Genomic DNA, 11,204 nt, shown 5'->3' with positions numbered 1-11,204 from the left:
AAATGGATGAAGAAAGCTACCGGATGCGCTATCGGTCTACTATTTTTACAGAACATACAGAATGATCGAAAAGTGTTGTGCTTAAATCATCGTAAAATGACTTTTCTTCTTGACGGTCACAACACCGTATTATCATAAAAGAATTGGATCAATTGAGTGCGCTCCTCGAAGTGTATTCAAGTGAATTCCGGCAAGATCCACAAGGCACACTTACACAAGCGAAAGGCCACCTTGAACGAATCAAAGCAGCAGCCCAGATTGAACGACCAGGCTTTGAAAAATTCTTCAAAACTGCTGGACCAGAGGCAAACTAATCGTAATATACCACGCTCGCGTTTTTATTAGACGACAAAAAAACCGTTCAACCGAGCGGCTCCTGACATTTTGGCTAAAAAAATTAAAAAGTGGGAACTGAGTGGGAACTGGCGTCCATCCCATCATCGAAAATGACTTAAGACTGCGGTCTTTTCCGACGGAGACCATAATATTAATAAAATTGTACTTCAATATTTCCGTTATAAAGCTTACGACGTTTTGTCGCCGGACAGCCGAATGCTTTTTTGAACTCGACGTATGACGTGTTCATATAGACACTGTAATACGGGAATTCTTTAAAGGCATTACATCAATCTTCCCGTACAGCTGGTGGACTTCACGTGCGTCCTCAAGACGTTCCCCGTATGGCGCACCAAAGTCTTCCTTCGGCTTGAAGTCAGCCGCGTCGCGTTGCATGACGTTGATCGCGTCCCGGACGTCTACAAGCTCGGCGTTTTGTTTTGAAAGCTTGACCATCTCCGGATTCGTATCGTTGGCATAGATTTTGAGCGGCTTGTCCTACTCGTTTTTTTGTTCGTCACCTTGAATTGAAGTAGATTTAATACCACATAAATAAAGATTTAATAACACAGCATGAATGATATCTTAATTATAATGTGCTGTAAAACTGATTACATTTGTTTTGAATGGATTTTAGAAAAGAAAACAAAAAGCACAATTTAAAATAATCTACTCATACGAGTAAGTTATTCTAAATTGTACTTTTTATTAAACTTTATAATTTTAGCCTGATGTCGGAACCACCAATTTTAATAAATCGTAAACCACATTAATTGATACACCAGTAATTAATGTTTTTAAGCCTACAGTGTTTTTATCCAATGGCATCGCCTCCAAGTTTACTATTTCAAAAGAAATTTTTACGATGAAGATAATTGCTAGAATCGAACTAGCAACATCAGGCACAAGGCTAAAATTATAAAGTATTTTAATATCTTACAATACCTTCTGCTAAGTTACAATAGTTTTTTTAAAAATATATTAGACAATTTTACTAATGTATAACATAAAGATGAACATACTTATATAGATTTTATATTTTTCTATACCGGTAGTAGAGTAGATTGATTAACCAAATAATCTTCATGCGAAGTTGAAGGTTTCTTTTTTAATGCGCTCTTGCAACAGATGATTCACTTACTAAAACAACTCTATTTTTTCGAACTTTGGACATGATATTTATACTTCAAAAGTATTATAAACATTGTGTTTTTTTACATTATGAGTCTTTCCCATGTGAACATAATAAGATTTTACAACATCTTAAAATTATTAGTGCCTATTATCTTAATATTTTTAGTTGCACTAATAATTCCTACACTATATTTTGCCCTTGTTAAAGCAACATAAAATTTAGCTAAAGTAGTTTCATCTAAATCCAACTCCCCAGTTCTCAAATACTTTTCCATCTTAGCTGTAGGTTTTATTAGCACCCTCTCAAATGTTAAACCTTTTGAATCTCCAAAATTAATCGCATTTGGTAAAACCGTTCTAGCATCGTATCTTAAACACTGAGGATTGTATTTTTGAAGATACTCTTCCACATCATTTGGATGAACAATAAATACGCCATCGTGTCCAGTACGTTCTTCATTTTTAGATAATGTACTAGCCATCCCTTCAAATAAACCATCACTGAAATCACATATAAATTTGTTGCATCTATGACTAATATTCAAACTTTGATCAACCTCACAAATATCTGTTCTTTCTTTAAAGTAATCAATAATATTTATACCTTTATATTTTTTGTTCTTATTTGTATTATTTGTTGTATAAGTCGCTTGCCTAATATCACCTACAAATAATACGTTTGTATTAGAAAGCATAAAAAAATTAAATATCTCTAAATCATACCCAGCCATATCTTGTACTTCATCTATAAAAATATAGTCATATAATTCACTAAAACGAGTAATACTTTTATAATCACTGTTTCGTGCAATTAGCTCTGCTAATTCGGAAAGTCTATCCTTGTTAACTTCATTTTTTGCATTTAAAAAGTATGCCTTAATATTAGATTTTGTTGCAAATCTATTAATTGGTCCCGTAGGAAAATATACACCTTCTATGCGTTCTTCATGAACGAAATTTTGATAAGGTCTTATTAAATCAGATAATAAAAATGCATACCAACTTCTTACAATAAGATGATTTGGTATAAATCCATGTAGCTCTATAATTTTCTTCTCAATTTCTTCACGATTCTTATTAGTATATGTAACAATCAATGTTTTTTTCGGAGCATTATTAAGGGCTTCTTTCACTATATATGTTGTTTTACCGGACCCAGCAGCTGCTACAATAATTTTATTCTTCAATCGCATTTAATATATACCTCGGCATTTTGATAGTCTTGTCAGTTTCGAATATTTTCAATGCACACTTTGTTTTATTATTTAACATGTACGTGATTAAACGATCATCTTCGTAATCAGAGTGACCTAAAATTTCTTTAAGAACCGATAAATTTGATTTGTTAGCGTCTATAATATTTGGCTCAAGTGTTTTAAGACTTTCATCCAGACTATAGCAGAGTTTAACTAAATTATTTGATAAATATTCTTCGTACTTGTTATTAATGTTTTGTTCGATGTCTCCATCGTTATCTGTTATTATTGTAATTTCTTTTTGAAGATTAGCGGATATCTCTATAAACCTTTTAAAAGACAAACCATCAATACAAAATATATCCACACCATTTTCTAAAGGTAATTTGTCATACAAATCTTTATAAGCTCGTTGTACAATTAAATCTTCAGATGGCCCCTCCACTAAAATAACTTTACGACTTAATACGAGACGCAGTGTATCATAACCAGGCAACCTCATAAAAAACTCTCTAGTTTCATTTTCAAGATCATTGAACGATGTAGTTACCTTATCACTAGAGAGTAAAATCATCTTTCCAATGTCCAATTTATTTAAAATAAAACTACTATGCGTTGTAATTATTAATTGCTTATTTTCGTTCCTAGTTTTAATTATATTTAATAATTTATTTAAATTTGAAAGCGACAAATGGTTTTCAGGTTCTTCTATTAAGACTACAGCTTCCAAATCTGTATTAGATTCTAATGCTAATTTCATTTTTATAGCATTTTGTTCACCTTTCCCTATGTAATCAAATGGAACATCATCTAAATATGCAGTAATAATTTTATCCCAATTTGTTTTGCTTGAGATATCGACTGATAAATTTAAATTTTTATCAGTAATATCTCCTTTTTTTTCGTTTAAGCTTTCATTTATGGTTGCAATGGATTGATTTTCGGAAAATGTTTCTTTTAGTTTTCTGTAATGAACAGCTAATTCTGTGCGTTGTGAAGGTTCTAAGGAGTCGTTTAGAATCTTGTGTAGATATATATCTGCACCATTTTTATATTTTGAAGTGGACGTATCTATTAACGTTGATCTGGCAGGTATACCTCTTGAAGTTAAGCTATTTCCAGCAAAAGACCGCCAAACAACTTTGTAATATTCAATTGGTAACGTTTTTATTGTTCTTACATCTTGAATATAAATTTCGTATTCAGATTGGTATGTTGAATCAAATTCAATACTGATAGATACACCTGGAGCATCAGTTCTTAACAAATTATTTGTACCTTTTAATTCGCTATATATGTTGTTCGGATTATCAAAATAGAGTTCAATTTTGATACTAGGTAATTCAGCTTTTGAATTAATTATTAATTGTTCTAAGTATGTTTTTACACTATTAATATTAAACAAATATGGACTTAATTCATTCTGAAGCAGCCTATTATTCAACTGACCCGTCAAAGCTAAATTTATTGTTTCTAATAGTGTTGATTTTCCAGCTTCATTATCTCCGATAATTATATTTAAATCAGAATTTAAATCCAACTCAAAGTTCTGAAAAGACTTATAGTTAATTATTTTTAATTTATTTATCATATATAGCATCCTTTTACTTTGTTGTTTATTACAACATTTTTTATAGTTAGTTCTTTTCTGCTTTACTTCTCCCCTATTATTAAAATTATTACTTATAACGGTATTATTTTCCACCATCATTTAGGTCTTGAAACTCAAATAAAAAATTTGACGCCATTACAACACAAGCATCTCCACAAAATTACTAATGAAATATATAATTTAAATTGACTTGTACATCTTAAAAAATTATCCAAACTGACGTCCTAAGTCTCATATCACTACAAATCATGGTTACAGGTTCGTATCATCCGATAAATAATCGTAAATTATCTTTACCTGTATCGTATAAAAATCCATTAATTTTTTATACTCATATCTAAAAAAGAACCGCTCAATTGAGCGATTCTTAAGGTAATCTTCCATTGCACAATAAGTGTGCAATGGTTTTTCATTAAATGTTGGACGTAACTTACGCTTGCGGACGTTTCCGGCGCAATCCGTAGTACTGGTAAAACTGAACTTCAATATTCCCGTTATAGAGCTTACGACGTTTTGTCGCCGGGCGGCCGAATGCTTTTTCGAACTCAACGTATGACGTGATCATGTAGACACTGTAATACGGGAATTCTTTGAAGGCATTCCCGATTTTCCGGTACAGTTGATGGACTTCACGTGCGTCCTCGAGACGTTCCCCGTACGGCGGGTTGCCGATGATGACACCGAAGTCTTCCTTCGGCTTGAAGTCCGCTGCATCACGTTGCATGACGTTGATTGCATCCCGGACATCTGCGAGCTCGGCGTTTTGTTTCGCGAGCTTGACCATCTCGGGATCCGTATCGTTGGCATAGATTTTGAGCGGCTTGTCCCACTCGGCTTTGTCGTTTGCTTCCTTGATCGCATCGAACCAGGCTTTTTTCGGAATACACGCCCATTCTTGTGATGCGAATTCGCGGTTGATCCCGGGTGCGATGTTACGACCGATCATTGCCGCTTCGATCGCCAGTGTCCCGGATCCCGTAAAGACGTCGTAAAGCGGCATATCCGGCTTCCAGTTCGTCAGCATCAGCATCGCTGCTGCCATCGTCTCTTTCAGTGGTGCCGCGGAGTGGAACTCGCGGTAGCCGCGTTTATGGAGCGCATCGCCTGACGTATCGATCGTCAGCGTCGCGATGTCTTTTAAGAGTGCGACTTCGATCGGGAAGCTGGCACCGGTCTTCGGTAACCACTCGTCACCCATGTTGTACGCTTCCTGCATGTGCGAGACGATCGCTTTTTCGGTGATCTTCTGACAGTCACGGATCGAGAACAACTTCGATTTGACCGAGCGGCCGTTGACGACGTAGTTCGCTTCCCACGGCAACAGTTCGCTCCACGGGAGGTCTTTGACCTGATCAAATAACTTTTCGAATGATGTCGCTTTGAATTCCGCGACGACGAGTTTGACACGGTCCGCTGTCCGTAACCAGAGGTTGAGACGGGGAATGTCTTCGAGCTCACAATCGATATAGACTTTTCCGTCCTCGACCGTACACTCGTATCCTAAATCGCGGACTTCTTTCGCAACGAGGGCTTCGATTCCCATTGCCGCTGTCGCGATGACTAAACGTTTTGCCATGATTGTTCACGCTCCTACCTGTTTTTAAAATTTCCAAGTTCAACTCAATAAAAAAAGAGCCCAGTTGGACCTGGACTCTCGTTCAAAGTAAAAATAACAGCCTATGTGGTCCTGTAAGCCATGTTCTGTTCCCTAGTGTTGCAAACGGTTTGACCCTCACACGCGGGCGACAATCATCTATCTCCGTATTTACATACGCTCTCCTTTGCGTTCAGTTCCGCTCCGGAAATTCCCCTACCAAATTTGGGTTTCTCGCTCGTGGGGTTTACCTCGTTCCACCCTTACTGTTTCCAGTAAGGCTCCGTCACTGTGGCACCTTCAAGAAGTTTCGGCCATATCCGAAGACTTAGGCGTTCCTTCTGCCGTCAGCACGACGCTGCCTACACTTATCTTTTCGTGTAGCACGATCACTACAACCATCGCAGGTTGTGCGAGCATGGACTTTCCTCAAAGCACCGGAGTGCCCCGCAATTGTCCGAACCAACATAGTCACTGCTTAACAGTGTAGCGCACGCGAGCGTTTCTAGCAAGAGGTATTTCGCGTTTAGTGGGCGGAAAAGTTGCAATTCTTCCTGATTTTACGGTATAGTACAATGGTTCAGAAAGGGGCATATACCATGAAAAAAAGACGCTCTGGTACGAACCAGCGTACCGTACGGAAGTTGACGTTCTTGATCGAGATTGATGAAATCAAGGCCCTTCATCTCCGGAACGGCATTTTTGCCTTTTACCGCAAGGGTGAACTCATCCATGCGTTCGAGCCATTTAATGTAAAACAACCTGATGCATTTTCGAAACGGAGTTACCATTTTGACCAGCATGACATCTTATTGATGAATGAACGGTTCCCGCAACAGATTCCGCTGTACGATGAAGCGATGACGTTACGGTCGTGGGCGAATCAAGTCGAATACGGCTTGTATCAGCTGATCGATTCAGGACGCCTGTCGTTCATCCATGAAGACGATACCGGCTACAAAATGGAAGCAACGATTCAGTGGACCGGCGAAGCGCTAGACGTTCCGACGCCCATCTATAAAAAAGGAAAAGACCCAAAGTAAATACTTTGAGTCCTTAACGAGCTGTCTCTCCTGAGGTGAGACGGCTTTTTTTGTTGCTATTTGACGGTGATGACCCGCTCCGTCACGCGTGTATGACGCCCGCTTGATGTCGCAAAGACGAGTTTATACGTCCCTGCTTCTTTTAAGGCGTACGTATACTTATGGGTACCGTTCCGCAGGTAGTCATTCGAAAACGTCTTGACGATTTTACCGTCCTTGTACAGACGGGTCAGCGTCTTCGCGTTCGAATACTCGTCGAAATAAAGCGCGAACGGCTGATTCGGCTTCAGGACGGACGGCACAGACACTTTTGAGACCGGTGACGGAATCGTTGCGAGCATGCCGGCATTCAGACGGCCCGTCCCGTAATGGAGGGACGTATCCCCCGTCTTTTTCGCCGCTGCCGCATACAGCTTACTACGGAGCGTACTGTTCGTAATGAACGGATTCTTCGATTTCGCAAGCGCAATGACGCCGCTGACGATTGGTGTCGCCATCGATGTCCCGTCGAGATAGCCGTACTTGTTGCCGACCATCGTCGAATACACCCCTTCACCGGGTGCCATGATGTTCAGCCCTTTGCCATAGTTCGAGAACGTCGAAGCGCGTCCGAGTGTCCCGACCGAACCGACGGCAATGACCGAGTTCATCGAGGCCGGGAATAACAGTTTATTGCGGCCGTCGTTTCCGGCTGCACTGACGACGATGATGTTTTTCGCTTCCGCTTTTTTAATCGCGGCTTCCATGTACGGATCATATTCGTATTGACCGAGCGACAGATTGATCACGTCGGCCCCTTGGGAAATGGCATACAGAACGCCGTCCCCGATATCAATTGAGCTGGCGAAGTCGCCGTCAAAGACGTCGGCCCCGATCAGTTTGACGCCGGATGCGACACCGACGATACCTTTTCCGTCTTCCGCTGCCGCAACGATGCCCGCGACATGCGTCCCGTGATCGTCCGGTTTCCGGATCCCGGAAATCGTCGTCGTCTTATAGATGACGTTTTTGAATTCGGAGTGATTGACATCGATTGCATCATCAATAATCGCCACACGAACGTCGGTTTTACCGCGACTGTACTTCCAGTAAGTAGGAATACGCGATTGATCGAGATATGTCTGTTGCAATTGAGCGGAATCCGTCGCCTTTTCGACGACACTGACCGGAATCAAGTCGGCGTCGACATCTTTTTTGTCGACATGCGGCAACGGTTCGACGAGTGAGAACCCGTCCTGTTTCAACTCCCGGACTTCCTGCAGACCCTGTTCTGCAAGCCATGTTTGTTTCTGTTGTTCATTAAATGTCGGATCATACTGCACATATTGAGAATTAGCGAACGCAGAAGTAGGTAACCCTACAACGACAGCAAATGTGAGTAGTGCAAGTTTCTTTTTCAATGTGGACCCTGCCCTTCTCTTTTTACACGCCGATTCTATTGATGTGCTGATCCAAACAGACTAGAAAAATGGCATCGTCCCATCGGATTCTTCGCTGACTTCAAATGGAATGATTTTTCCGATTGTGACATAGGAGTAGTAGCGGACGAGAACGGCACGCCAACGTTTCGCATCAATCCCGGTCAAATCTTCTCCGAGCGGTGATCCGTCAAACGTCTCGAACTGTTGGCAGAAGAATGCTTCCTCTGCCTCGTTCCACGTCACGGCTTCTCCGATAAAACCGGTCGAAAACCGTACAAAATCAGCAATCGACGGACCGATGACTTCGGACGGCAACCGTTCGCTCATCCGACCCACCAGTTCATATCGATCCCGCTCCGCCTGATCGGCCGCTTCAAGTGAGTGGCACAATAAGACTTCCCGGTTGATTTCAACCAAAACGACATAATCACCTTGCGGCAAATTGACGTGTATCATCCCTACACCCCTTGAATTAAATTCATGCAGTATCTAGATGTCACTTTCTATTGATTAATTTATAATGTCCATTTTCGATCAAACATCAATTCTATCGGTTCGTTATCCTTAGACTTTAACATACGAACCCGTGTCGTATCAATTTGATCGAGTAAATCGGCGTCGCCGAGCGAACGGATGACCGGGGCGTCCGACTGCTCAATCCGGGACCGGAACGGTGTCAGTAAATCCTGCTGACCGCTGGCGAGCGCGTACCAGGCGAGGCGGGCAAACGGTTCATCCTTCGCTGTCTCGAGCGCATAACTTTCAAAAATGTCTGGTAAGTAACTGGAAAACTGATCGAGGGCATCAATTCGTTCTGCGAGATCAAGTACCGTCAACCAACTCGGCAACGATAATAACGATTCACTTGACCACCAATCAATCAAATCAATATGTTCTTTAAACAGTTGTTGCGCTTCATTGCGGTCGATGAAATGGTGCATCGTCTGGATCAATTCGTTCCAGGCGATCGACCAGTACTCTTCCGACGGGTTAGCGGAAATGAAGAATTGGCGATAGACCGTCAACAGTTCCGATACTTCCTGGAGTTGCTCGACTTCGAGCCGTTGGTTTAACCGGCTGACTGCTTTTGTGAAATAACTTGGCTCGAGCGTCAATGCCATATAGAGTAATTTTGGGACATCTTTTAATTCACCTTGATCGACCGTCTCGAATAATTCTTGAATCCATTCTGGTTGTGGGTTTGTCATACACTTTTCTCCTCTGCATAGTAAATGTATTTACTATACCCGAAAAAGAATTAATGTAATCCTTTTCCTATAAAGCGCCGATCCGCTTCGCCGTCTCTTCACTGCATAACACAATCAGCGTTGTATTCGGAGGAATCGGTTCATTCAGCCGCCGGTTCAAATCGAGCCGTTTCCCGTCCGATAAAATCGTCACCCCGTCTTCGAGCAGGACGTGAAAGGCATCCCGAAACGTCTGCCACTCCGGCTTTGCGGGAATCGAGAACATGCCGTCCCCGTCTTTCGTCAACAGGTTCGTCACGACTTTTGAGACACCGGGATGATATGCCGCAAGAATCGCCATCCGGGCGACGGTCTCATCGCCGAGCAACACTTCATCGACTTTAACCTGTTCAAAGCTGTCGAGGTGTTCCTCAAGCATCATCTCGACGATCGTATAAATATTCGGATTCGCCCGTTCGATGCTCGCCGCGATCAACAGAGTCCGACCGTCGGCAAGGGCCGGTGGAATCGAATGATCGGCGAGAATGATCGCCCGTGTCGCTTTTTTGATGTTCGCCCGCTGTAATGTCGCGTCGAGTGCCGGATCACCGCTGACATAATGGAACCGCGGATGACTGAACGGTTCCCGCTCAAGGTCATCGATCAAGATGACATCTATCGTTTCCAGCAATTCGTCGATGACGTGTTTCGACCGTCGGCTGTAGCCGAAGACTAACGTATGTCCCGTCTCTTTCACCTGTAATAACCCTCTTTCCTTTTGATTGCGGATCAACTGGACCCCGTCGACGAGCTTTGAAATCAACCCGCCGACAATCCCGATTCCGAAGATGAAGACGAAAATCGTCATGAACCGTCCAAAATCCGTATTCGGGAAAAAGTCCCCGTACCCGACCGTCACGACCGTCGTCATCGTCCAGTAGACGGCCCGGAAGTACGTTCCGAACGTTTCCGGTTCTGCCAGATACATGATCAGGGCGACACCGAACACAAATAAAAACGACGCATAAGCGAGCGTCCGCATCTTCAAAAACGACATCCGCCGTAAAAACCGTAACCAGACCATACTTTTTTTCACCCTTTCCGAACATTTCCTGTTTTCGCCCTGTCAATAAGGGCGAAGGAGGTGATACACATGACACAAGCTGAAGAAATCAAAACCAGTTTAGTTGTCGTCTTCGAACGAAACGACAAGGTGACACCAAACGGGGACGCGGTCCTCGCCCGTCGCCGTTTTAACGGACTCCGCACCGATCTCGAACCGGAAGTCGTCGCGTCAATCGGTCGGGCCATCGGCAACATGCTGGCTGGCTCGTACACACACACGGAAATCAGCCGTGACTTCGCTTTACTTAACGCTTAATCTGTTTGACTCAACTAAAAGGAGGAATTAGATGGAACACACGATTGTTTTGACATTCGATACGTTACTCAAAAAGCCGTACCGCTTGCGTCTCGCGGGAGCGAAACCCGATACGTCGGTCGCCGAAATCAAGGCCCTCGGGCAACTGATGGTCGACCACGATCCGTTTCATGACGGGCTCGTCAAGTTGAGCCAGGCCGAGCTGCAAAATAATTCGGAATCCGCCTACGTCATTTAAGCGGAGAAAAACTCATCGTCATCATCACCCGTAGAGGTGATGGTGACTTTTTTTTGGTATAC

At 42.3% G+C, this 11,204-nt stretch carries 12 protein-coding genes and 1 other RNA gene; 4 read left to right on the top strand and 9 right to left on the bottom strand.

The window, feature by feature from the left end; translation table 11 throughout:
- Positions 1–143: 143 nt before the first annotated feature.
- Positions 144–314 carry a hypothetical protein gene (locus R7V76_RS10370; protein WP_318092406.1) on the top strand — a complete coding sequence of 57 codons (171 nt, stop codon included), beginning with the start codon at positions 144–146 and terminating at the stop codon, positions 312–314.
- Positions 315–582: 268 nt separating this feature from the next.
- Here the strand turns inward: R7V76_RS10370 and R7V76_RS10365 are convergent, their stop codons facing one another.
- The 5 genes from R7V76_RS10365 to rnpB form a co-directional block, all read right to left on the bottom strand.
- Positions 583–792 (bottom strand): hypothetical protein, encoded by a 210-nt coding sequence (locus R7V76_RS10365; RefSeq protein ID WP_251138664.1) that lies wholly within the window; start codon positions 790–792, stop codon positions 583–585.
- A 797-nt stretch (positions 793–1,589) separates the two neighbouring features.
- A complete protein-coding gene (locus tag R7V76_RS10360) occupies positions 1,590–2,657 on the bottom strand; it encodes a UvrD-helicase domain-containing protein (RefSeq protein WP_318092405.1) in 1,068 nt (355 codons plus the stop codon).
- A complete protein-coding gene (locus R7V76_RS10355) occupies positions 2,647–4,257 on the bottom strand; it encodes an ATP-dependent nuclease (protein WP_318092404.1) in 1,611 nt (536 codons plus the stop codon). Before R7V76_RS10355 ends, R7V76_RS10360 begins: the two co-directional genes overlap by 11 nt.
- A 451-nt stretch (positions 4,258–4,708) precedes the next feature.
- Entirely contained in the window at positions 4,709–5,854 is a 1,146-nt protein-coding gene (locus R7V76_RS10350) for a THUMP domain-containing class I SAM-dependent RNA methyltransferase (protein WP_318092402.1), read from the bottom strand.
- Between the two features lie 109 nt (positions 5,855–5,963).
- Positions 5,964–6,337, bottom strand: an RNA gene (gene rnpB / locus R7V76_RS10345) — RNase P RNA component class B.
- Between the two features lie 134 nt (positions 6,338–6,471).
- On the opposite strand from rnpB, the gene R7V76_RS10340 reads away from it, so the two are divergent.
- Positions 6,472–6,915 (top strand): hypothetical protein, encoded by a 444-nt coding sequence (locus R7V76_RS10340; protein WP_234944590.1) that lies wholly within the window; start codon positions 6,472–6,474, stop codon positions 6,913–6,915.
- Between the two features lie 56 nt (positions 6,916–6,971).
- On the opposite strand, the gene R7V76_RS10335 is transcribed toward R7V76_RS10340, so the two are convergent.
- The 4 genes from R7V76_RS10335 to R7V76_RS10320 form a co-directional block, all read right to left on the bottom strand.
- Complete coding sequence (locus R7V76_RS10335) at positions 6,972–8,315, bottom strand: S8 family peptidase (protein WP_318092399.1); 1,344 nt, start codon at positions 8,313–8,315, stop codon at positions 6,972–6,974.
- A gap of 60 nt (positions 8,316–8,375) precedes the next feature.
- Entirely contained in the window at positions 8,376–8,792 is a 417-nt protein-coding gene (locus R7V76_RS10330; protein ID WP_214764997.1) for a hypothetical protein, read from the bottom strand.
- Positions 8,793–8,851: 59 nt separating this feature from the next.
- A complete protein-coding gene (locus R7V76_RS10325; protein WP_214764998.1) occupies positions 8,852–9,544 on the bottom strand; it encodes a hypothetical protein in 693 nt (230 codons plus the stop codon).
- Between the two features lie 67 nt (positions 9,545–9,611).
- On the bottom strand, positions 9,612–10,607 hold the full coding sequence (locus R7V76_RS10320) for a potassium channel family protein (RefSeq protein ID WP_318092397.1): 996 nt from the start codon (positions 10,605–10,607) through the stop codon (positions 9,612–9,614).
- A 69-nt stretch (positions 10,608–10,676) separates the two neighbouring features.
- On the opposite strand from R7V76_RS10320, the gene R7V76_RS10315 reads away from it, so the two are divergent.
- Positions 10,677–10,904, top strand: coding sequence for a DUF1659 domain-containing protein (locus tag R7V76_RS10315; RefSeq protein ID WP_318092396.1), 228 nt, complete (start codon positions 10,677–10,679; stop codon positions 10,902–10,904).
- 31 nt (positions 10,905–10,935) lie between these two features.
- The gene (locus R7V76_RS10310) at positions 10,936–11,142 is read left to right on the top strand and encodes a DUF2922 family protein (RefSeq protein WP_318092395.1); all 207 of its coding nucleotides are present in this window, start codon (positions 10,936–10,938) and stop codon (positions 11,140–11,142) included.
- Positions 11,143–11,204 lie beyond the last annotated feature (62 nt).

It is taken from the genome of Exiguobacterium artemiae (assembly GCF_033342815.1).
Lineage (GTDB): Bacteria > Bacillota > Bacilli > Exiguobacteriales > Exiguobacteriaceae > Exiguobacterium_A > Exiguobacterium_A artemiae_A.
This window is presented reverse-complemented; position numbering and strand designations above follow the sequence as displayed.

Coding starts and splice junctions, on each gene's coding strand:
- R7V76_RS10340 (WP_234944590.1), top strand. CDS start 6,472: ATGAAAAAAAGACGCTCTGGTACGAACCAGCGTACCGTACGGAAGTTG.
- R7V76_RS10330 (WP_214764997.1), bottom strand. CDS start 8,792: ATGATACACGTCAATTTGCCGCAAGGTGATTATGTCGTTTTGGTTGAA.
- R7V76_RS10355 (WP_318092404.1), bottom strand. CDS start 4,257: ATGATAAATAAATTAAAAATAATTAACTATAAGTCTTTTCAGAACTTT.
- R7V76_RS10350 (WP_318092402.1), bottom strand. CDS start 5,854: ATGGCAAAACGTTTAGTCATCGCGACAGCGGCAATGGGAATCGAAGCC.
- R7V76_RS10310 (WP_318092395.1), top strand. CDS start 10,936: ATGGAACACACGATTGTTTTGACATTCGATACGTTACTCAAAAAGCCG.
- R7V76_RS10320 (WP_318092397.1), bottom strand. CDS start 10,607: ATGGTCTGGTTACGGTTTTTACGGCGGATGTCGTTTTTGAAGATGCGG.
- R7V76_RS10315 (WP_318092396.1), top strand. CDS start 10,677: ATGACACAAGCTGAAGAAATCAAAACCAGTTTAGTTGTCGTCTTCGAA.
- R7V76_RS10325 (WP_214764998.1), bottom strand. CDS start 9,544: ATGACAAACCCACAACCAGAATGGATTCAAGAATTATTCGAGACGGTC.
- R7V76_RS10365 (WP_251138664.1), bottom strand. CDS start 792: ATGGTCAAGCTTTCAAAACAAAACGCCGAGCTTGTAGACGTCCGGGAC.